This window comes from Candidatus Pantoea communis, from assembly GCF_011752685.1.
Classification (GTDB): domain Bacteria; phylum Pseudomonadota; class Gammaproteobacteria; order Enterobacterales; family Enterobacteriaceae; genus Pantoea; species Pantoea communis.
Window position 1 is genome coordinate 204,900 of the sequence record NZ_VWXC01000005.1, and the last position, 22,421, is coordinate 227,320.

Here is a 22,421-nt window from a genome sequence, read left to right on the forward strand (position 1 = left end):
CTCCACTGTAGTGGTAAGCGCAGGGCGGCGTCTATCGTGGAAAGGAATAATTTGGCTATAGGGTATAGCGGAATGGAATATACCCGGCAGCATGCAGCATGCAGCATGTTGCATTTAAGGATTTAAGGATTTAAGGATTTAAGGATTTAAGGATTTAAGGATTTAAGGATTTGAGGGTTGCGGGTTGAGAGTAGAGAGTAACGAGGAAATTTGGCGGCTGAACTAAGGTCGCCCGGTTAAGGGCGACTTCAGTTATCACGACAAATTACTTCTGCATCGGCAGGTTCAAGCCATGTTCTTTCGCGCAGTTCTGCGCCAGTTCATAGCCCGCATCCGCGTGACGCATCACGCCGGTTGCCGGGTCATTCCACAGCACACGGCCAAGGCGTGCGTCGGCTTCGGCGGTGCCGTCACAGACAATCACCACGCCGGAGTGCTGCGAGAAGCCCATGCCAACGCCGCCGCCGTGATGCAGGCTAACCCAGGTCGCGCCGCCTGCGGTGTTTAGCAGGGCATTCAGCAGCGGCCAGTCGGAGACGGCATCCGAACCGTCTTTCATCGCTTCAGTTTCACGGTTTGGTGAGGCGACGGAACCACAGTCGAGATGATCGCGGCCGATGACGATAGGCGCTTTCAGTTCACCGTTGCGCACCATTTCGTTGAATGCCAGTGCGGCTTTATGGCGCTCGCCCAGTCCCAGCCAGCAGATGCGCGCTGGCAGTCCCTGGAAGGCAATACGTTCCTGCGCCATGTCGAGCCAGCGGTGCAGGTTCTTGTGCTCCGGGAACAGCTCCTTCAGCTTGGCATCGGTTTTGTAGATATCCTCTGGATCGCCTGACAGCGCCACCCAGCGGAACGGACCTTTGCCTTCGCAGAACAGCGGGCGAATATAGGCGGGTACGAAGCCTGGGAAATCAAAGGCGTTTTTCACCCCTTCATCCAACGCTACCTGACGGATGTTGTTACCGTAATCCACGGTCGGCACGCCCATATGATGGAAGTCGAGCATCGCCTGCACATGCACCGCCATTGACGCGCGAGCGGCTTTTTCGACCGCTTTAGGATTGCTGACGCGCTCGGCCTGCCAGCGATCCAGATCCCAACCCACTGGCAGATAGCCATTGATTGGATCGTGTGCAGAAGTCTGATCGGTGACGATATCCGGCTTCATGCCACCCGCTTTGGCGCGCTTCACCAGCTCCGGCACGATTTCCGCGGCGTTGCCCAGCAGGCCAACGGAAATTGCCTGCTTCGCTTTGGTGGCTTTCTCAATCAGATCCAGCGCTTCGTCTAAGGTATAAGCTTTATGGTCAACGTAACGGGTGCGTAGACGGAAATCGATGCGGGATTCCTGGCATTCAATCGCCAGCACGCTGGCACCGGCCAGTACGCCCGCCAGCGGTTGTGCGCCGCCCATGCCACCTAAGCCCGCTGTCAGGATCCAGCGGCCGCTCAGATCGCTGTCATAATGCTGGCGACCGGCTTCGGCGAAGGTCTCAAAGGTGCCCTGCACGATGCCCTGTGCACCGATGTAGATCCAGGAACCGGCGGTCATCTGGCCGTACATCATCAGGCCGGCTTTATCCAGTTCGTGGAAATGATCCCAGTTAGCCCAGTGTGGCACCAGGTTAGAGTTAGCCAGCAGCACGCGAGGTGCATCGGCATGAGTACGGAACACGCCCACCGGTTTACCCGACTGGATCAGCAGGGTTTCTTCAGGCTGCAACGCACGCAGTGAACGCAGAATCTGCTCAAAGCACTCCCAGTTACGCGCGGCTTTACCGATACCGCCGTATACCACCAGATCTTCCGGGCGCTCGGCCACATCAGGATCGAGGTTGTTCTGGATCATGCGGTAAGCCGCTTCAATCAACCAGTTCGCACAATGCAGTTCGTTACCGCGCGGCGCACGGATTTCACGGGCAACAGCCTGAGATAAAGTTTCGCTCATCATCAATTCCTTAAAGGGAAGGTGAACGCTGGCTTGGCAGCAGCGCAGTCAAAGATTCAGGCCAGGCGTGACTGCTGGCCCACAGACGCATGGATTCGATATCCGGCGCCATTAAACGGTCTTGATCAAGGAAGGCAACGTTCTCGCGGATGCGACTCATCTCTTGTTCCAGCGCAGTCGAGCTTTGCAGTGGACGATGGAAGTCGATGCCTTGCGCCGCAGCCATGGCTTCAATGCCGACCACGGCAGCGGTGTTAAAGCACATATCACCGAGGCGACGCGCGGCGTAGGTGGCCATCGACACGTGATCTTCCTGGTTCGCAGAGGTCGGCAGGCTATCCACGCTACCCGGATGCGCCAGCGATTTGTTTTCAGAAGCCAGTGCGGCAGCGGTGACCTGAGCAATCATAAAGCCAGAGTTCACACCACCATCGCGCACCAGGAATGGCGGCAGGCCTGAGAGACCGGTATCCAGCAACAGGGCCATACGGCGCTCGGAAATCGCGCCAATTTCGGCAATCGCCAATGCGATGATATCGGCGGCAAACGCCACAGGTTCGGCGTGGAAGTTACCGCCCGAAATCACATCACCGCTTTCACTGAACACCAGCGGGTTATCAGAGGCCGCGTTGGCTTCGATTTGCAATACACGCGCCGCATGGCTGAGGTTGTCTAAACACGCGCCCATCACCTGCGGAACGCAGCGAATCGAGTAGGGATCCTGCACGCGACCACAATTGGTATGTGAGCTGAGGATTTCACTGCCTTCCAGTAAGGAAGAAACGGCAGCGGCCACCGCGATTTGCCCGTGCTGACCGCGCGCCTGATGAATACGTGCATCGAAAGGTTTTACCGAGCCTTTGATCGCTTCCAGTGACAGTGCGCCGGCCATCAGACCTGCGGCGAACAGGTTCTCAGCTTCAAACAGGCCACGCAGTGCCAGGGCGTTGGAAACCTGGGTGCCATTCAGCAGTGCCAGACCTTCTTTCGGTCCCAGCACAATCGGCTGCAGGCCGACGCGTGCCAGCCCTTCGGTGGCAGGAATCAGTCCTCCGTCAACGCGTACCTGGCCTTCGCCCAGCAACATCAGTGACAGATGGGCCAGCGGTGCTAAATCGCCGGATGCGCCAACCGAACCTTTTTCCGGGATACACGGCATCACACCAGCATTAAACAACGCCAGCAGGGCTTCGATTAACTGGATACGTACGCCGGAGTGACCGCGTGCCAGGCTGATGATTTTGGTGGCGACCACTAAGCGCGTGACGTTATCGGGCAGTAAATTGCCCAATCCCACGCTGTGCGACAGCACCAGATTACGCTGCAACTCTGCCAGACGCTCAGCAGGAATCTGTGTCTGGGCCAGTTTGCCGAAGCCGGTATTGATGCCGTACACCACTTTGCCTGATGCCACGATGGCATCGACGGTTTCATTCGCGCGATCGATGGCCGCACGAGCGTCATCCGCTAACGTGAGCGTCACCTTGCTTTGATAAATCGCCCGCAAGGTCGCGAGGTCCACTTCACCGGGAACGAGGCGAATTTCCTGAACCGAACCTGACATAGTCTACTCCTGTCTATACAAGTGATCGGGTACTACCTGCAAGCCCTGGGTTTACGATGTGGCATGGGGTAGCACCATTGAATGAGCTGAGTGAAGCATAAGTGTCTAATCTTGTCTATACAAGTAGCAAGGGCTGTGCCAGATTGATTGGATTCTGTGAAATGCGCCGCAATGCGGGATGTGTCATCCAGCCGCAGCCGCATTGCACCGAAACAGGGAGAACGCTGCACTGTTAACGGGCTGTCTGCACAATTGGATGTATATACATTTACGTGCTGAGACAGTAAACTTTGGGCATTATTCGGAAAAGGAACAGGATATGGCGGAGCAAACGGCAATAGCGCAGCTGGCCGCAGCGATGGGCGATGAGCCAGCACCGATTTATCAGCGCGTGAAACAGGCGATCGTCAGCCAGATCCGTGAAGGTCACTGGAAAGCGAATCAGCGCGTACCGTCCGAAAGTGAGCTGGTTAACGAGCTGGGCGTGAGCCGCATGACCATTAACCGCGCGCTGCGTGAACTCACCAGCGAAGGTTTTTTGGTACGCATGCAAGGCGTCGGCACCTTTGTCGCGGAGATGAAGGGTTACACCGCGATGCTGGAAGTGCATAACATCGCCGATGAGATTGCTCAGCGCGGTCATCGCCACAGCTGCAAAATTTTGTCGATTGGGCAGATGAAGGCCGATCCGGAGCAGGCCGCTGTGTTGGGCTTATCCACCGGGCAGACGCTGTATCATTCGTTGATTGTGCATTACGAAAACGATATGCCGGTGCAACTGGAAGATCGTCTGGTCAACCCGCTGGTGGCGCCGGATTACCTCAGTCAGGATTATCATCAACTGACGCCCTACACCTATTTGATGCGCGTGGCGCCGTTGACCGCCGGTGAGCATATTGTGGAAGCGGTCCTGCCCGATTTGCGCCAGCGTAAACATCTGGCGCTGGATGAGCACGAACCCTGCTTGTTAATCCGTCGTCAGACCTGGAGCGACAACAAGATTGTGACTTACGCGCGCCTGCTCTATCCAGGCTCGCGCTATAAGTTACTCGGTCGTTTCAGAGGACACGGCTAAGCGCCACAAACAGCAGGCTGGCATCCGAGGTTCGCGGTGCCAGCTGCGTCTCTTCATCCAGCCACCACATTCCCTGATTAACCGTGATGCGTTTGCCGTCCGTACTCTGCCATTCGCCGGATAGCACCCACGCGACACCGTGTTGGCTGGTAGCGGCGTGTTGCACGACCTCCACCTGCGCCTGCCAACTGTCGCGGCGCGTCATGATATTGAAATCCTGACAGCTGCCGTTAATCTGGGCGTCGATCGACCATTCGCCAGGAAACGCCCACGGCTGATGCGGCAACAACCTGTGTTCGACACTCTCGCTGCGCAGTATCACGCTATCGCCATTCAGCAGCGTGATCACACGATCGATACCGGGGAACGGCGAGAAAGGTCCGTCAGCATCGATGGTGGCAATACTGGCGCGCCAGCCAAACTCTGCCTCACCGGGCGGAAAGCTGACGATTTCACGCGTTTCGCCGCCGCCGTTGCGCCAGCGGCTCACGGGCAGCTGGCCGTAGTCGAAATACGTTCTCATTGCAGTGCACTCATGGCCTGGGCGAAGCGCGCGGCTGCGGCTTCTTCAGCGGGATGATGGCCCTCGCTGATGACCTGATTACCGGCAACAAACACATCGCGGATCTGGCTCTGGCTACCGCCAAACAGCCAGCGGTTAAGAAGTGATGCTGAACTCACGCTGCCCAGGAAGGCATCGTTTTCCAGCACCAGCCAGTCGGCGCGTTTGCCCACCGCCAGTTCACCGGTGTTAATCGCGCATGCCTGTGCCCCGCCTTGTGCCGCCTGCTGCCACAGCAGATCGCCCACAGAAGGCTGATGGGGCAGGGTGATTCGGTTGCGACGACGATCGCGCAGGCGCTGACCGTACTCCAGCCAGCGGAGCTCCTCCTGCGCGCTGAGCGATACATGGCTGTCCGAGCCAATGCCCCAGCGTCCACCCTGGGCAATGTATTCCACCGCCGGGAAGATGCCGTCGCCAAGATTGGCTTCGGTGGTCGGACAGAGTCCGGCAATCGCACCGCTGGCCGCCATGCGTTGAATTTCGCTGTCGTCCAGATGGGTGGCATGAATCAGGCACCAGCGCTGATCTACCTCGAAGCGATTGTAGAGCCAGTCCACCGGACGTTCACCGCTCCACGCCAGACTGTCATTCACCTCTTTTTCCTGCTCCGCCACATGAATATGCACCGGCACATCAGCAGCGCTGGCGGCCAGCACTTCACGCATCTGGGTTTCATTCACCGCGCGCAGCGAGTGGAAACAGATGCCATGATTAAGCAGCGGCTTATTGGCGCTCCATTGCGCTGCGCGTTGCTGTTGTTGCAGATAAGCATCGGTCTGCTGGATGAAACGGCGCTGGCCATCGCTGGCCGGTTGCGATCCAAATCCGCTGAAGCTGTAAAGCACCGGCAGCAGCGTCTGACCGATCCCGGCCGTCTCGGCGGCGGCGATCAGGTTGAGCAGCATCGCGTCATCGGCATAGGGTTTGCCCTGCGCATCGTGGTGCAAATAGTGGAATTCCGCCACCTGGCTATAGCCGCCTTTCAGCATATCGATATAGAGATGGGTGGCGATATCGCCGACCTGCTCAGGCGACAGGCGCTGCACCATGCGGTACATCAGATCGCGCCAGGTCCAGAAGCTGTCCTGCGGATCGCCCGCCACTTCTGCCAGCCCGGCCATGGCGCGCTGGAAGGCGTGCGAATGCAGGTTAGCGATAGCAGGGATCACCGGGCCAGCAAGGCGAGTGGCGCTGCCTGGCGTGCTGTTAGGGGTAAGTTCAGCAATCTGTCCGGATGCGTCAGTGGTAATCAATACGTCTTCATGCCAGCCGTCGGCCAGCAGCGCGCGTGGGGCAAAAAAAACGGCCATGGTTGATCCTTAAGGGCGGAAAGTTGTATATACATATACATACTTTGAGACGCACTGTAAATCGTCAGACGTGAAGGGGAGTGGGATGGCAGAAGCGAAGCAGATCGACAGCCTGTGGCTGGGGGCCGATATCGTCACCATGCGAGACGGGCACTATAACCTGATTGCCGATGGCGCACTGGCGGTGGATAACGGCGAGCTGATTTGGGTAGGACCGCGCAGCGAACTGCCGGATTTTGCCCCGCGTACGCAGCAGCAATTTGACGGTGGCATCATCACGCCAGGTTTAGTCGATTGCCATACGCATCTGGTGTTTGGCGGCGATCGCAGCCAGGAGTTCGAACAGCGTCTGAACGGCGTCAGCTATGCCGAGATCGCAGCGCAGGGCGGCGGTATTCTCTCCACGGTGCGTGCTACCCGCGCGGCATCACAGCAGGAGTTGGTGGCAAGCGCGCGCTGGCGTCTGGATCGATTGCTGGCAGAAGGCGTCACTACAGTGGAGATTAAATCGGGTTATGGCCTCGATGAAACCAGCGAGCTAACCATGCTGCGCGCCATCCGCGAATTGGCGGAAACGGTGCCCGCCGATGTGCTCTCCACCTGTCTGGCCGCACACGGCTTCCCGCCCGAGTTTAAAGAAAATCCACAAGGCTGGATCGATATCATCTGCAATCGCCTGTTACCGCAGGTGAAGGCGGAAGGGCTGGCGGATGCCGTCGATGCCTTCTGCGAACATCTCGCCTTTTCCCCTGAGCAGGTCAGCGCGGTGTTTGATCAAGCCAAAGCGCTGGGGATGCCGGTTAAACTGCACGCTGAGCAGTTGTCCGCGCTCGGCGGCGCCACGCTGGCGGCTGAATACGGCGCCTTGTCAGCCGATCATCTTGAATACGCCACCGAAGCCGATGCGCAAGCGATGGCGCAACACGGCACCGTTGCGGTGTTGCTGCCGGGCGCGTTCTATCTACTGCGCGAGACCCAACGCCCACCAGTGAATCTGTTCCGCAAACACGGCGTGCCAATGGCGCTGGCCAGCGATGCCAATCCCGGTACTTCTCCGGCGCTGTCGCTGCGTCTGATGCTCAATATGGGCTGCACGCTATTTGGCATGACCCCGGAAGAAGCGCTGGCGGGTGTGACCTTATGGGGCGCGAAAGCGCTGGGATTACAGCATTCGCACGGTTCGCTGGAGGTCGGGAAGGTAGCGAACTTTGTACACTGGCCGCTGGCACGTCCGGCAGAACTGGTTTACTGGTTGGGCGGCGAGTTGCCGTGCCAGGTTATTTATCGTGGAGAAGCGCAATGACACCTTTTCATTTCACCGCCGGTAAGCTGCCGCTGCTGGTCAGCATCCCGCACGCGGGCACCCAGTTAAAGCCTGAAGTGGATGCAGGATTAAGCGACGCGGCACGCGGTTTGCCGGATACCGACTGGCACATTCCGCTGCTGTACGATTTTGTGCGCGATTTAGGGGCCAGCGTGCTGGTTGGCCACTACTCACGTTTTGTCATCGACCTGAATCGTCCGCCGGATAACCAGCCGCTGTACACCACCGCCACCACCGGCCTCTATCCTGAGACGCTGTTTGACGGCACGCCAACCTTCGTCGAGGGGAAAACCCCCAGCGCCGCCGCGCGTCAGGGTTATCTCGATAATATCTGGCAGCCGTATCACCAGCAGATCCAGCAAGAGCTGGCGCGATTGAAAGCTGAACACGGTTATGCACTGCTGTTTGACGCCCACTCCATTGCTTCGGTGATTCCGCGCTTGTTTGATGGTCAGTTGCCGGATATCAACATTGGCACTAACAGTGGTGAGAGTTGCTCGACAGCGGTGATCGAAGCGATCAAAGAGGTTTGTGCCGCGCAAAGCGATTACAGCTGGGTGGTTAATGGTCGTTTCAAAGGCGGCTATATCACGCGTGCCTACGGTCAGCCGCAGCAGGGCGTACAGGCCGTGCAGCTCGAACTGGCGCAGCTGAATTACATGGATGAAACCCCGCCGTTTGCCTGGCAGCAGGATCGCGCCGCGCAGCTGCAGAAAGTGTTGAAACCGATGATGCAGGCATTTTTACAGGCCGGAAAGCCGCGTTAATTGCCTGAGTCGTATGGCAAGACGTCGTGCTTGCCAGGGCTCATTTGCATCAGACTGCCACCTTTAAAGGTGGCAGTTTTTTATGGGTGTTGAAGTGCAAACTCATGCCACGCGCCATCCCCATCTCGCTTCCATCTTAAACCCTGACATCCCCATAACAGTGCAATTGCGCCCCAAAAATGTGCACCCATACGTCCACACCGGGACCATTCCCTGATTCCGCCGCCTCTGCCGATCTGGCACACCGCTTGCTAGGTTGTATGTACAAGTAAAGACCACGTGGTAATTATCACTTTTTATTCTGGCTGGCTCACAAAAAGCTTATGCCGACAATGATCTGCCGCAAGCTAACTTGTATATACATGAAATGTCATCTGCGCTGTATCAGCCAACAGAGACAGCCTATTCGATTAATGACCAGGAGAAGCCGCATGACGCACCGTGCCCCGATTCGCCGTTTTTGCCTCACGACCCTGTTTGCCAGCCTGATGATCAGCGGTGTTGCTGTTCAGGCCAAAGAGTGGAAATCGATCACCATCGCTACCGAAGGCAGCTATGAACCCTGGAACCTGACGCTGCCGGGCGGCAAGTTAGGCGGCTTTGAACCTGAACTGATGGAAGACCTGTGTAAGCGCATGGGCATCCAGTGCAAGCTGGTGGTGCAAAACTGGGACGGCATGATCGCCGGACTCAATGCTGGCAAATATGATGTGATCATGGATGCCATCGTCATCACGCCGGACCGCAAAAAAGTGGTCAATTTCACCGTGCCTTACGCGTCGACTCCCGCCACCTTTATCACCACCAAAGACAGTCCGCTGATGCCGGCCGATCACAACATCATCAAGCTGCATGACGATGAGAAAGAGATCAACACCGCGATTGCGCCTCTGAAAGCGGCGTTAAAAGGCAAAACCATTGGTATCGCGTCCGGCACGGTTTACACGCCCTTTATTGATAAGTACTTCAAAGATGTCGCCGACGTGCGCGAATACACTTCCTCAGCAGATGCGATTCTCGATCTTCAGGCGGGGCGTATTGATGCGGTATTCGACGATGTGACCTTCGCGCAATCGATGCTGGCGCGCAAAGAGAACAGCAACCTGACCTTCAGTGGCCCGCAGTTGGGTGGCCCGATTTGGGGTGAGGGCGAGGCGATGGGCGTGCGCATGGCTGACAATGATCTGAAAGCCAAACTCGACGAGGCCATTAAAGGCGCACTGGCCGATGGCACCGTGAAAAAGCTGAGTGAGAAGTGGTTTAAAACTGACGTAACCCCGTAAGTGAGGTGAAAGATGATGAGCCTGCTGAGTTTTGGTGCTGATGGCTGGGGCCGCCTGATTTTGGGGGCTGCCTTCACCACGCTGCTGCTGTCGCTGGCGGCGTTGATGATTGGCGCGGTGGTCGGTTCCGGCGTGGCGGCAGCGAAACTGTCGCCGCAGCGCTGGGTTCGCTGGTTGGGTGAAGCCTATTCCACGGTGTTTCGCGGCATCCCGGAACTGCTGGTGATCTACCTGTTCTATTTTGGCGGATCGGGCCTGATTACCCTGGTGGGACAGATGTTTGGCGCGGATGGTTTTATCGAAGCGCCGCCGTTCCTGATTGGTGCACTGGCTATCGGGCTCATCTCTGGATCCTATCAAGGTGAGGTGTATCGTGCGGCGCGTCTGGCGCTGGCCAAAGGTGAAGTGGAAGCGGCAGTCGCGATCGGCATGCCGCGCTGGCGTATTGCCCAGCGCATTTTGCTGCCGCAGATTGTGCGCTATGCGCTGCCAGGCATGTCAAATGTCTGGCAGATGAGCCTGAAAGATTCGGCGCTGGTGTCGGTGACCGGCATCGTCGAGCTGATGCGTGCCAGCCAGGTGGCGGCGGGATCCACGCGCGATTACTTCACTTTCTATCTGATTGGCGGTGGCTGCTATCTGGTGCTAACGCTGCTGTCTAATCATGCGTTCCGCCGGGCAGAGTCTCGCCTTGGACGCGCGTGGCAAAGTCGCACTGCGGCACAGCATTAAGGAGCAGCAGTATGATTGACTTCGCCTTTCTGACCGATACCTTTCTCAAGCTGAGCGCCGCGCTGCCGGTGACGCTCGGCCTGTTTATCAGTGCCTTTCTCTGCGGTGGCATTCTCGCTATCGGCATTCTGTCACTGCGCATGAGCCGCTGGCGGGTGCTGAGCGGCTTTGCGCGCGGCTACATTCTGGTGTTTCGCGGCTCACCGCTGCTGATCCAGCTGTTCCTGATCTATTACGGATTGGGGCAGTTTGGCGTGATCCGCCATAGTTTTGTCTGGCCGTTCCTGCGCGAGCCCTTTACCTGCGCCGTGCTGGCGCTGTCGCTGTGTACCGCGGCTTATACCGCTGAAATCCTGCGCGGTGCCTTGCTGGCGGTGCCGCCGGGGCAAGTCGAAGCCGGGTTGGCCTGCGGCATGTCGCGCTGGCTGCTGCTGCGTCGCATCATCGCGCCCATCATGCTGCGTTATGCATTGCCCGCGTATTCCACCGAAGCGATCCTGCTGGTGAAGTCCACGGCGCTGGCCAGTCTGGTCACCGTGTGGGATGTCACTGGTGTGGCGCAGCAGATCATTCAGCGTACCTATCGCACCATGGAAGTGTTTATCTGCGCCGCCGCCATTTATCTGATCCTCAACTTTATTATCGTCCAGCTTTACGCGTTGTTAGAACGCCGTTTAACCCCGGTGCATCGCGTTGAAAAAAAGCCGTTACCCGCCGTTAAACCGCTTGCCGGAGAGTGATATGCAATCCACATCCCCCGTAACCTTAAGCGCCACCGATATCCATAAATCCTTTGGCGCAATGGAAGTACTGAAAGGCATTTCGCTGCAGGCGCATCAAGGCGATGTCATCTCAATTCTCGGCGCCAGCGGCTCGGGTAAAAGTACCTTATTGCGCTGTATCAACCTGCTGGAAACGCCGGATGCTGGCGTGGTGAGCGTCGGTGGTGAAACCATTGAGATGAAGCGCCATGCGCGTGGTCATCAGCTGGCGGCCAATCCCAAACAGATTGAGCGCCTGCGTTCGCGTCTGGGCATGGTGTTCCAGAGTTTTAACCTGTGGTCGCATATGACGGTGCTGCAAAACGTGATTGAAGGGCCGCACTATGTGTTGAAGCGCGATAAGAAAAGCTGCATTGCCCAGGCGGAGCAGTTGCTGGATCGCGTTGGCCTGTTGAATCGCAAAGATTTTTATCCGGCACAGCTTTCAGGCGGCCAGCAGCAGCGTGTGGCGATTGCCCGCGCGCTGGCGATGGACCCGGAAGTGATGCTGTTTGATGAGCCAACCTCAGCACTTGATCCCGAGCTGGTGGGCGAAGTATTGAAAGTGATGCGCAGCCTGGCGGAAGAGGGGCGTACCATGCTGGTGGTGACCCACGAAATGGGCTTTGCGCGCAATGTCTCTAATCGTGTGGTGTTTATGCATCAGGGGACCATTGATTGTCAGGGGACGCCAGAAGAGATGTTTGGCGCACAAGGCTCGCAGCGCTTTAAGCAGTTTATCTCCAGCCATCAGAGCCATCACACGGAGCAACCAGCATGACATTAGTGTGGGGCGATGAAACGCTTTCCTGGCAGGATGTTGTGCAGGTGGCACGGCACAATGCCGAACTGACGTTAAGCGCCAGCGTCTGGCAGCGTATTGCTCAGGGACGTGAGATCGTCGAGCAGATTGTGGCCAGCGGGCATATCGCTTATGGCATCAATACCGGGCTGGGGGCGCTGTGCAATATCACTTTGCCGGAAGAGCAGCTCAGCCAGTTGTCGCGTAATACGCTATTGAGTCACGCTTGTGGCGTGGGCCCATTACTGGCGCGTGAACAGGTGCGTGCCATTCTGTGTGCGGCGATTGCGAACTATAGCCATGGCAAATCGGGCGTCTCCGTGGCACTGGTGCAGCATTTGCTGGCGCTGCTGAATCATCAGATTACGCCGCAGGTGCCGTCGCAAGGTTCAGTGGGCTATCTCAGCCATATGGCGCATATCGGACTCGCGCTGATTGGCGTGGGCGATGTTGAGTATCAGCAACAGATCGTGTCTGCAGAGCAAGCGCTGGCGCAGGCTGGATTAACGCCTTATCGACCTGGCGCGAAAGAGGGCTTGAGCCTGGTGAACGGCACGCCGTGCATGACCGGGTTGTCGTGTCTGGCGCTGGATGATGCGGCGCGGCTGTTGGATTGGGCTGACGTGACTGGCGCGATGAGTTTTGAGGCGCTGCGCGGGCAGTTAGTGGCGTTTGATGCCGAAGTGATTGCGCTGAAAGCCAGTCCTGGCATGCAAGTGAGTGGCCTGCGTTTGCGTCAGTTGCTGAGCGACAGCCCGCTGCTGGCGAAAAGCGTGGGTGTGCGCACCCAGGATGCACTGAGTTTGCGTTCGATGCCACAGGTGCACGGTGCCAGCCGCGATCAGTTTGATCACGCGGCGCGCCAGGTGAATACCGAGTTGAATGCCTGTACCGATAATCCGTTGGTACTCGGCACCGTGGATAACTGGCGTGTGGTGTCGCAGGCCAATCCGCACGGTGAATCGGTGGCGATGGCGGCTGATGTGTTGGCCATTGCCATGGCGGAGGTTGGCAGCATTGCGGAGCGACGTCTGGATCGTTTAGTGAATCCACTGGTCAGCGGTTTACCGGCGTTCCTGGTGGCGCAGCCGGGCGTGAATTCCGGCATGATGATTGCGCAGTACGTGGCGGCGTCGTTGTGTGCGGAGAACCGTCAGCTGGCGCAACCGGCGGTGCTGGATAATTACGTGACCTCGGGTTTGCAGGAGGATCATCTTAGCTTGGGTACGGGAGCTGCGTTGAAACTGCTGAAGCTGGTGGGGAACGTGTGGCAGATTCTGGCGATTGAGTACCTGCTGGCGGCGCAGGCGCTGGATTTCCATGGCGAGTCGGAGTTGGCTGAAGGCACAAAACAGGCGTTGCGCCATTTACGTGCGGTGGTGGCGAACTGGCAGGAAGATCGCTGGCTGGCACCGGAAATTGCCCGGGCGGTTGAGGTGATGAAGAACGGTGCTAGTTGAGAGCCTTTAAGTGATGCTTAACTGCTTAACTGCTTAACTGCTTAACTGCTTAACTGCTTAACTGCTTAACTGCTTAACTGCTTAACTGCTTAACTGCTTAACTGCTTAACTGCTTAACTGCTTAACTGCTTAACAGCTGAATGCGTGTGGGTGCGGGCCGTAGCACCTCTGCTGCTGCCGGGCAGTCCTCGCGCCGCTGACGCGGTGCCCTCGGCTTCCACGTCGTGCCTACGGAACGTTCGGGGATCGACCATCCCTGGTCGGCCCCGAACTGACCCACGCATCCCTGCGTGGATCTCCTGGCACAACGTAAAAGCCTCAGCGCTGCGGATAGCCCTTGCAGCATCAGAGGTGCTACGGCCTCAAATATTGTGCCCCTTTCAACAGCATTTACTTGAGCTCATCAGCAGACTGGAAGACATGAATCATCCCCGCGTGATCTCCTGGCCAAACGTAAAAGCCTCGGCGCTGTAGATAGCCCTACAACATCAGAGGTGCTACGGCCTCAAATATTGTGCCCCTTTCAACAACATTCATTTCAGCTCATCAGCAGATTGTAAAATTTGGGTCATCCCTGCGTGGATCTCCCGACCCAACGTAAAAGCTTCAGCGTTGCGGATAGCCTTTGCAGCATCAGAGGTGCTACGTCCTCAAATATAGTGTCCCTTTCAACAGCGTTCACTTGCGCTCATCAGCAGACTGGAAGATTTGAATCATCCCTGCTTGGATCTCCTGGCTCAATGCAAAAGTCTCAGCGCTGTGGTTAGCCCTGCAGCATCAGAGGTACTTCGGCCACTAACACTTGTGCTGTTTTTGACAACGCGTATTGAAGTTTTTGAGCTGGCTTGTGAGCCGATGTGAGTTCTTATTGGCTGATAGTCTAATTAGCATCACAAAATAAAGCTTATGCACAGAAATACGCTTGGTGACAAACGGTCTGAAGCTCATTGAAGTGAGAGTGCTTTTTAACAAAACGCACGAAAGTTTATGAGCAGGCTGGGGGCGCAGGGGGGCAGGCAATCCGCAGCGCCGAGCAGAGTGAGTCTGCCAGGATAGCCCGCAGGACGCGGGCGAAAGGCGGGGCGGCACAGGGATGTGCCATCCCCGCCGTTCCGTGAGGCAGACGAACGAAGTGAGGGAACCGCGCCAGCGGCGCGAGGACGCTAGCCCCCCTGCGCCCCCAGCCAGCGTTAACTCGATTTTAAGCCAACCCGTATTTCAGTCAGCAATCCAAACTCGTGTTTCAAACTGCATTCAAACCCGCAGTCCAACCGCAACCGCCAACCCTCACAATTTAATCGCGGCGCGCATCCGGGCGTACCAAATCAAACCGCAAATCCTCACTGATGCCGTAATACGCCGATGGGCCGCCGGCTCGCAGAATAGGCTGTGCCTTGGCGGTCTGATAAATGCCATCTTCCAGCAGCGTTTCATCAATATGAATTGCCACCACTTCACCCAACACCAGCCAACTCTCCAGTTCAGTGCCTTGCACATCCTGCAGGCGAATTAGCTGGGTCAGGCGGCACTCAAAATTCACCGGGCTCTCTGCCACCATACTGACGTTCACGTGCGAGGCAGAGATGGGTGTCAATCCCGCGAGTGCGAACTCATCTTGTTCAGGCGGCACAGAAGCCGAGCTTTCATTCATCGCTTCGGCGAGCGGGCGAGTAGCCAGATTCCAGACGAATTCTTTGCTTTCACTGATATTGCGTACACTGTCTTTCCAGCCGCTACTGGCAAACCCAATAATCGGCGGATGATAGTTAAAGCAGTTAAAGAAACTGTACGGAGCCAGGTTGCGCTGGCCACTGGCGCTCAGCGAACTCACCCAGCCGATCGGGCGAGGACCAACAATGGCGTTCAGCGGATCGTGTGGCAAACCATGCCCACTCCTTGGCTGATAAGTATAACGTTGTCGCATTAGCGCTCCTGGCTTGTCTGTTAAACTTCGCACAGCAACGGTGTTATGGCATTCCTGTCGCTATCATCAGGAAACGCTAGCGGATGACCATCACGACAGCTTGCTGCAGCACGAATTATTTTGGACTCAATTTTGGGATATCAGGTTTAAATGCAATACAGATAATCGTGTAAGCGGATTGTGCGATGCCGCCATCCAGCGTATCTTACGCCCGCGCTACTATCCGGAGAATCTATGAACAAGCCAACCGCCACCTCGCCATTCCATCCCCGTAATCGCCATCAGGGCCGTTATGATTTTGCTGCTCTGACCGCGGCTCATCCGCCGCTGGCGGTGAAAGTCCGTCCTAATGGCTACGGCGAGTTGTCGGTGGATTTTGCCGATCCTGAAGCGGTAATGCTACTCAATCAGGCACTGATTAAGCTGTTTTATAACCTGAACTGGCAGCTACCGGAAGGCTACCTGACGCCACCCGTACCGGGCCGTGCTGACTATGTGCATGCGCTCGCAGATTTGCTGGCCAGTGACAACGGCGGCAAAGTGCCACGCGATGTCGATGTGATGGATATCGGTTGCGGTGCCAACCTCATTTATCCATTGATCGGGCATGCGGAGTACGGCTGGCGCTTTACCGGTACCGATATCACGGCGGAAGCTATCACGGCGGCAAACCAGATTGTCGCGAGCAATCCCGGCTTGCAGCGCGGCGTGCGTCTGCGTCGTCAGAAAGACGAGTCCGCCATTTTCGCCGGTGTGGTGCACAAAAATGAACGCTATCATGCGGTGCTGTGTAATCCACCGTTCCACGGTTCGGCGCAGGAAGCGGCGATGGTCGGTCAGCGCAAAACGCGAAATCTGGGCTTAGGCAAAGATGCACCGCTTAACTTTGGCGGTCAACACAAGGAACTGTGGTGCGAGGGCGGCGAGCGCCAGTTCGTGGGTAAGATGATCGATGAAAGCGTGGCTTATGCCGATCGTATTGTCTGGTTTACCTCACTGGTTTCGCGCAAAGAGAACCTGCCTGCGTTGCGCGATCAGTTGCGCGATCTCGAGGTTGAGGAAGTGCGCATCATCGAGATGGCACAGGGGCAGAAACAGAGCCGCTTTATCGCCTGGACATTCCTGCCGCCAGCCGCGCGCAATAAACGCTTCGCGCGCTGAACCAGCGAATCCTGAGGCCACATTCCACATTGTGTCGTTAGTGGGTGCGAACTCGGGATCGCTCATTTAAATATTTGTGCTGAATCGTACGGACTCAAGACCGTAGTCCACATCGGTTGAACATTGAGGCGAGCACTGGAAATATCCCACTTGAGTTCTCGCGTTGAGACTGACGGTTAAAGGCTGCAGCCTGCATGTGTTCGGATGCAGGGGCGAGTCTTAGCCCGCGAATGTAAGCGTTTATTCCGGTGTCCTAAGGTTTCAACCAACGTGTTTTTATGATGGATTGGGCGGCGGCAGCGCTGCCAGCGTGGCCGCGGAACCCACATCGTTGCCGGTCTGCATCACTTCCACCGTCTGATGCGGCGCTTTAATCCCTGCGGCATCAAAATGCTTCTTCACCTTGTCATCCAGCGCAAAACGCACTGTCCACTGCTTCAGCGGTTGGGTGGTGAACGACACACGCACGGTAAAGGACTGGTTGGTCAGGCCCACCAGTCCGGAAAAACTCGGTTCGCCAATCACCATGCCGCGAATATCCGGATTCTCCAGCAACTCCTTCACCGCTGCCTGCAAGGTCGCATTCACACGCTCGGTGTCTTCACTGCGGTCTACATCATAGTTGGCGACAAACGAGCCAATACCGCGCACAAAGTTGGCGAAAGTGGTGATCGAAGACCACGGAATGATGTGATATGCGCCGGTATCCTGACGCACGCCGACGGAGCGAATTGACATGCGCTCCACCGTGCCAGTGATCGGGCCAATGGTCACCAAATCGCCGGTGTTCATGCCGTTCTCAAACTGAATAAAGATACCGGTGATAATATCCTTCACCAGTGTTTGCGAACCGAAAGACACCGCCAGACCGAGCGCCCCGGCACCCGCCAGCAGCGGCGCGATGTTAACACCCACTTCTGACAGCAGAATCATAATGGTGATGGTGCTGATCACCACCGCCAGCGCATTACGGAATAGCGTCAGTAAGGTGCGCGTACGTGCGCTGGGCATCGGCCTTCCGTGTGAATCCGAAGCCAGACGGCTTTCGATCAGGCTGGCCAGCAGCGTCCAGCCGATGGCGGAGAGCAGCAAAATCATCACGATACGAATCAGCACATCCACCATCTTCTGCCCGGCGCCCTGCGTGAGCCAGTGCCAGAGATCAAACAGATTCCAGGCGTTGAGCAGCAGCAATAGCGTGGCGAACACGGTGATCACACGCGCCAGTTTTAGCAGCGCTTTGACCCAATCATTGACGCGTTTTTGCAGTTCCGGATAGTTACGGCGCAGATCCGGCGACAGCGTCAGCGTTTTGCCAATCCAGCGCGTTAGCATGCCGGAAATCAGCGCGGCGATAACAATAATCGCCATGCTGCGCACCGTGGCCGACATCATAAACTTCAGACTGTCACCCGGATTGAAGATCGAGAACAGGAACAGCGCGATAAAGTAGGCACTCGCCAGCCAATGCCACACCATACCGAAGGCGCGGATAAACAAGGCAAAGAAGCTCATACTGCGATCGGCCAAACGCGACAACTCGTCGTGGATGTTGCGTCGATTGCGGAAAATCAGCCACAGCGCCCAGCCAGTCATGATGCACATGATCAACACATTCACCAACGCAGCGATTTGCATATTCACCTGATTGCCGACAATCGGCACCACCACGAGCAAACCATAACCGATGATGCCGCTGAGCCAGCTAAGACGCGTATTCCAGTAAGCGGCACGCACATCGGAAAGATGAAAGAAGCGCAGGGTGGGGAAGCGTGGGCAGAATATCAATCGCAACACCGCTTTGAAAAACTCAATCAACGCGAAGGCATTGAGGAATAGCCCCTGCTGATAGGCAATGGTGCGGTTGTTGTAGTGGTAGTTGTCACTAATGATCTGACCAACAAACAGCGTCAGCGCCAGAAGCACTAAGTCGAGAAGAAAGGCGACGATAATGGTGGCAGGAAGATGCAGCCACTTGGTGCGATCCAGATTATGATTGCGCCCCCAGCGGCCCATGCGCTGCCACACGGGATACATCAACAGCCGCGTGAACCAGTAGAAAGCAAAAACGGCAGCGGCGAGCCCGGCGAAATACTTCAGTGCATTGAAGAAGGTTTGCTGATTAAAGGATTTGTGCGGCGCGTTAACGATGTTGTCGTGCAAACGGACAAACTGCGAGGCAACGGCGCCTCCGTATTCGCGTGTAACGTTGGTGACGCTCTCCAGTACCGTGGGATCTTCCTGATCGGCCTGCGGTGGAGCCAATACCGGCTGTTCATTATTGGCTTTGCTGGTGGCGGCCTGACGCAACTGATCGATCAATTCCTGACGCGAGTCGTTATTCTCCAGAATATTGGCCAGCGCGGCATAAGCGGCTTTTTTATCTTCCAGCGTCGGCTCACCCTCAGTGGTGGTGCTGGCAGCAGGCGTTGATGTTTGTTGAGCGGCGACGGCGGCCTGCGGTAGATTGACCGCGTTTGCGGTGGGAACGAGGAACAGACAGATCAGCATCCATATGGTAAGGCACCATGATGGGCGGGCAAACGACATGACCTTCTCCTTGAGCAACGCACAACGGCACAAGAGAAAAAGTATAGTCAGTGATGGAAGGTGAAGATTCTGAAAGGAAATTTCTTTACGGAAGAAGAGGCGGCTTTACAGCCGCCTCGTCATTTATGACACGTGCTGCAGGAACTCGCGCAGACGATCGCTCGGTGGGTTGGTGATCAACTCATCCGGGTTGCCATCTTCCGCGATGGTGCCTTTATCAATGAAGATCAGGCGCGAAGCCACTTTCTGAGCAAAGCCCACTTCGTGCGTTACGATGACCATCGTCATGCCTTCTTCGGCCAGATCCTGCATCACCTTGAGCACTTCATGGCGCAGTTCTGGATCGAGTGCAGAGGTTGGCTCATCAAACAACATCATCTTCGGTTTCACCGCCAGCGCACGGGCGATGGCAACACGCTGCTGCTGACCACCGGACAGTTCGGCAGGGAAGTGGTGCGCACGCTCGGCGAGGCCGACTTTACCCAACAGTTCACGTGCCAGTTTCTGTGCGTCGTCCTTCTTCGCACCGCGCACGCGAATCGGGCCGAAAGCCACGTTATCCAGCGCACTCATCTGCGGGAACAGATGGAACTGCTGGAACACCATGCCCGCTTCCTGACGAATCAGGCGTTCGTCGACTTTAGGATCGTTAACTTTCATGCCATCAACGATCAGGTCACCGGTAGTGATCTCTTCCAGCTTGTTGATGCAGCGCAGCAGGGTCGATTTACCTGAGCCAGATGGCCCAATAATCACCACCACTTCGCCCTGATTGATCTTCAGGTTGATGTCATGCAGGACTTTGGTCTGGCCGAAGTTTTTAGAGACGTTTTTAAATTCAATCACAGGATTTTCACCTTCTTCTCAATACGGCGCAGTACAAAGCTCAACACCAACGTAATAACCAAATAGATAATGGCAACGGCACTCCAGATCTCCAGCGCGCGGAAGTTTCCGGCGATGATTTCCTGGCCCTGACGGGTCAGTTCCGCCACGCCGATCACGATAAACAGCGAGGTATCTTTGATACTCACGATCCACTGGTTACCGAGCGGTGGCAGCATACGACGCAGTGCTAACGGCATGATGACGTAACGCAGGGTTTCACGGCGGGAAAGACCCAGCGCCAGGCCTGCTTCACGGAAGCCTTTGTTGATCGACAGCACGGCACCACGCGTGATTTCCGCGATATAGGCACCGGAGTTAATCATGATGGTGACCACGGCGGCGGTAAACGGATCGATACGCAGGTCCGGGAAGGCCATCGGCAAGGCGAAGTAAATAAACATCACCTGCACCACGATTGGCGTACCGCGGATCAGCTCGATAAACACCAGCGCGATATTATTGGCGATCCATCCGCCGTACGCGCGCGCGAAACCGGCGACTAAACCAATGATTAACCCGCCAATTAAGCCGAGTACAGAAATTATCAGGGTCATTTTGGCGCCTTCGATCAAAATCGGCAGGGCTGGCCAAATGACGCTCCAGTCAAACTCCATGGTGTAACTCCAAAATCTGTTGCAATGGAAATGTAAAAAGCAGGGAGACTAAGCTCCCTGCTGGAAAAATCGGCTTAGGCCGGAATTATTTTGGCTCGCTGCCGAACCATTTTTTATAAATTGTGTTGTACGTGCCGTTGTCGCGCAGGGTTTTCAGCGCGCCATTAATCTGGTTACGCAGGTCATCGCTGCCTTTTGGCAGGGCGATACCATACTGCTGAGCTTCGATAGACTCGCCAACCGCTTTGAAGCGACCTTTACCGGCGGTGTGGATGAAGTACAGGATGTTTGGCGTGTCGTGCAGCACGGCGTCAGCACGATTGGTGCCCAACTCCATGTAAGCGTTGTCGATGTTCGGGAACTGGCGCAGATCCTTAGACTTGATGTGCGCTTTTGCGTAATCAACAGAACCGGTACCGCTCTTCACCGCAACCACTTTGCCGTTCAGATCGTCGATGCCTTTGATGTTGTTTTCGTTCTCACGCACCATCACCAACAGACCACTTTTGTAGTAGCCGTCAGAGAAGTCGATGGCTTTTTTGCGCTCGTCGGTAATGGTGATGCCGGCCAGAGCCACGTCAACGTTTTTGGTTTGCAGTGCTGGGATGATGCCGCTGAAATCCATTGGCTTCAGGGTGTAATCCAGCTTCAGTTCTTTGGCGATAGCGGCCCACAGGTCGATATCGAAACCAACGTAATCGTTACCCTGTTTGAATTCAAAAGGAACGAATGCGGTGTCGGTCGCAACGACCAGTTTCTTATCTGCTGCAGTGGAAGAAAGCGAGAAGGCCAGCGCCAGCGCGGCCACGGAGACTTTAATCAAAGACTTCATCATTATTTTCCTTATTACCCTTCAGACCTGATGGCCTGATGTACGGCTATTCATATGAAAAAATTATGCCAACTTTTCATTTTGGTCGAAATCAGCAGGATGCAGGGCCTGGCTGAAGCGATTTTGCTGTAGTCGAAAAGTCTGCACTAATATGGCTCACCAAAATAGTGCATCGTGCTGTTGTGGTGCAGGCACAGTGTGCACCAAGGGCTGAGCAAGGGAAAGGCAGGATTAAGATTTTGTTAAGGACGTCAAAAAAAGCACCAAAATGTTACAGATATAAAAAAAGGCGGGATAACCCGCCTTCGCTGTAACGTGCATTATTCAATGTTGGATTCGATAAACCACAGGAATTTATCTAAATCACGCGATGCCGCCGTGAAAATATCAGCGGTATCTTCATCACTCACTTCACTGATGGCCTTACGCGTGTCGTTCGCGACAATCGCGTAACGATCGGCCAGCGCCTTCAGGTGATCCTGAACGGTATGAATGTTGAGCGGATAGCTCTTCAAAGGCGTTTTATCGTTAACGATCTGGGTGGTACCCAGCGCCACGCCGCCGAGCTGTACAACACGCTCTGCAATAGTGTCCTGATGATCGGTAATGGCAGTACGGAAGCCATCCAGCATTTCGTGTACTGCAATAAAGTTGGCGCCACGCATGTTCCAGTGCGCCTGTTTGGTGATCAGTGACAGGTCAATATATTCCACTACCAGACGGTTGAGCACCTCGATGGTCGCTTTCTTATCGCTATCAGCAACATCATTACGGGTGTAAATGAGATCAGACGATTTAGTTTTAACCAGTTTTGCGGTACTCATCATTAATGTCCTCTAATTGATGGTTGTCCTAATC

The 22,421-nt window shown here is 56.0% G+C and carries 19 protein-coding genes; 9 read left to right on the forward strand and 10 right to left on the reverse strand.

Annotation, left to right across the window (positions count from 1 at the left end):
• Positions 1–265: 265 nt before the first annotated feature.
• Together hutU and hutH are read right to left on the reverse strand one after the other, a co-directional pair.
• Positions 266–1,951, reverse strand: a complete 1,686-nt coding sequence (gene hutU / locus F3J37_RS09480) for a urocanate hydratase (protein WP_166933147.1) — start codon at positions 1,949–1,951, stop codon at positions 266–268.
• Positions 1,952–1,961: 10 nt separating this feature from the next.
• Entirely contained in the window at positions 1,962–3,515 is a 1,554-nt protein-coding gene (hutH, locus tag F3J37_RS09485; RefSeq protein WP_166933149.1) for a histidine ammonia-lyase, read from the reverse strand.
• Between the two features lie 319 nt (positions 3,516–3,834).
• On the opposite strand from hutH, the gene hutC reads away from it, so the two are divergent.
• On the forward strand, positions 3,835–4,590 hold the full coding sequence (gene hutC, locus F3J37_RS09490) for a histidine utilization transcriptional repressor HutC (RefSeq protein WP_034820947.1): 756 nt from the start codon (positions 3,835–3,837) through the stop codon (positions 4,588–4,590).
• On the opposite strand, the gene F3J37_RS09495 is transcribed toward hutC, so the two are convergent.
• Both F3J37_RS09495 and F3J37_RS09500 read right to left on the reverse strand, forming a co-directional pair.
• Positions 4,574–5,113, reverse strand: a complete 540-nt coding sequence (locus F3J37_RS09495) for a HutD/Ves family protein (protein WP_166933151.1) — start codon at positions 5,111–5,113, stop codon at positions 4,574–4,576. The genes hutC and F3J37_RS09495 overlap by 17 nt on opposite strands.
• On the reverse strand, positions 5,110–6,465 hold the full coding sequence (locus F3J37_RS09500; RefSeq protein ID WP_166933153.1) for a formimidoylglutamate deiminase: 1,356 nt from the start codon (positions 6,463–6,465) through the stop codon (positions 5,110–5,112). The genes F3J37_RS09495 and F3J37_RS09500 overlap by 4 nt, the downstream gene beginning before the upstream one ends.
• Before the next feature lie 85 nt (positions 6,466–6,550).
• On the opposite strand from F3J37_RS09500, the gene hutI reads away from it, so the two are divergent.
• The 7 genes from hutI (at position 6,551) to F3J37_RS09535 (ending at position 13,594) form a co-directional block, all read left to right on the forward strand.
• Positions 6,551–7,768 carry an imidazolonepropionase gene (gene hutI / locus F3J37_RS09505; RefSeq protein ID WP_166933155.1) on the forward strand — a complete coding sequence of 406 codons (1,218 nt, stop codon included), beginning with the start codon at positions 6,551–6,553 and terminating at the stop codon, positions 7,766–7,768.
• Positions 7,765–8,556, forward strand: a complete 792-nt coding sequence (hutG, locus tag F3J37_RS09510) for an N-formylglutamate deformylase (RefSeq protein ID WP_166933157.1) — start codon at positions 7,765–7,767, stop codon at positions 8,554–8,556. The genes hutI and hutG overlap by 4 nt, the downstream gene beginning before the upstream one ends.
• Before the next feature lie 431 nt (positions 8,557–8,987).
• The gene (locus F3J37_RS09515) at positions 8,988–9,839 is read left to right on the forward strand and encodes a transporter substrate-binding domain-containing protein (RefSeq protein WP_058962211.1); all 852 of its coding nucleotides are present in this window, start codon (positions 8,988–8,990) and stop codon (positions 9,837–9,839) included.
• A gap of 12 nt (positions 9,840–9,851) precedes the next feature.
• Entirely contained in the window at positions 9,852–10,571 is a 720-nt protein-coding gene (locus F3J37_RS09520) for an ABC transporter permease (protein ID WP_034820926.1), read from the forward strand.
• An 11-nt stretch (positions 10,572–10,582) separates the two neighbouring features.
• A complete protein-coding gene (locus F3J37_RS09525; RefSeq protein ID WP_034820924.1) occupies positions 10,583–11,311 on the forward strand; it encodes an ABC transporter permease in 729 nt (242 codons plus the stop codon).
• Between the two features lies 1 nt (position 11,312).
• Entirely contained in the window at positions 11,313–12,113 is an 801-nt protein-coding gene (locus F3J37_RS09530) for an ABC transporter ATP-binding protein (protein WP_034820922.1), read from the forward strand.
• A complete protein-coding gene (locus F3J37_RS09535) occupies positions 12,110–13,594 on the forward strand; it encodes an HAL/PAL/TAL family ammonia-lyase (protein ID WP_166933159.1) in 1,485 nt (494 codons plus the stop codon). Before F3J37_RS09530 ends, F3J37_RS09535 begins: the two co-directional genes overlap by 4 nt.
• Positions 13,595–14,888: 1,294 nt before the next feature.
• Here F3J37_RS09535 and F3J37_RS09540 read toward each other — a convergent pair.
• A complete protein-coding gene (locus F3J37_RS09540; protein ID WP_166933161.1) occupies positions 14,889–15,518 on the reverse strand; it encodes a flavin reductase family protein in 630 nt (209 codons plus the stop codon).
• A gap of 234 nt (positions 15,519–15,752) precedes the next feature.
• On the opposite strand from F3J37_RS09540, the gene rlmF reads away from it, so the two are divergent.
• Positions 15,753–16,679 carry a 23S rRNA (adenine(1618)-N(6))-methyltransferase RlmF gene (gene rlmF / locus F3J37_RS09545; RefSeq protein WP_166933163.1) on the forward strand — a complete coding sequence of 309 codons (927 nt, stop codon included), beginning with the start codon at positions 15,753–15,755 and terminating at the stop codon, positions 16,677–16,679.
• Between the two features lie 276 nt (positions 16,680–16,955).
• Here rlmF and ybiO read toward each other — a convergent pair whose 3' ends face one another.
• The 5 genes from ybiO to dps all read right to left on the reverse strand — a co-directional run bounded on the left by ybiO (position 16,956) and on the right by dps (position 22,387).
• Positions 16,956–19,190 (reverse strand): mechanosensitive channel protein, encoded by a 2,235-nt coding sequence (gene ybiO / locus F3J37_RS09550; protein WP_240154088.1) that lies wholly within the window; start codon positions 19,188–19,190, stop codon positions 16,956–16,958.
• Between the two features lie 162 nt (positions 19,191–19,352).
• Positions 19,353–20,075 (reverse strand): glutamine ABC transporter ATP-binding protein GlnQ, encoded by a 723-nt coding sequence (gene glnQ, locus F3J37_RS09555; protein WP_038647952.1) that lies wholly within the window; start codon positions 20,073–20,075, stop codon positions 19,353–19,355.
• Positions 20,072–20,731 (reverse strand): glutamine ABC transporter permease GlnP, encoded by a 660-nt coding sequence (gene glnP / locus F3J37_RS09560; protein ID WP_038647949.1) that lies wholly within the window; start codon positions 20,729–20,731, stop codon positions 20,072–20,074. The genes glnQ and glnP overlap by 4 nt, the downstream gene beginning before the upstream one ends.
• Before the next feature lie 85 nt (positions 20,732–20,816).
• The gene (gene glnH, locus F3J37_RS09565; RefSeq protein ID WP_058961948.1) at positions 20,817–21,563 is read right to left on the reverse strand and encodes a glutamine ABC transporter substrate-binding protein GlnH; all 747 of its coding nucleotides are present in this window, start codon (positions 21,561–21,563) and stop codon (positions 20,817–20,819) included.
• A 320-nt stretch (positions 21,564–21,883) separates the two neighbouring features.
• Positions 21,884–22,387 (reverse strand): DNA starvation/stationary phase protection protein Dps, encoded by a 504-nt coding sequence (dps, locus tag F3J37_RS09570; protein ID WP_034820903.1) that lies wholly within the window; start codon positions 22,385–22,387, stop codon positions 21,884–21,886.
• Positions 22,388–22,421: the final 34 nt, after the last annotated feature.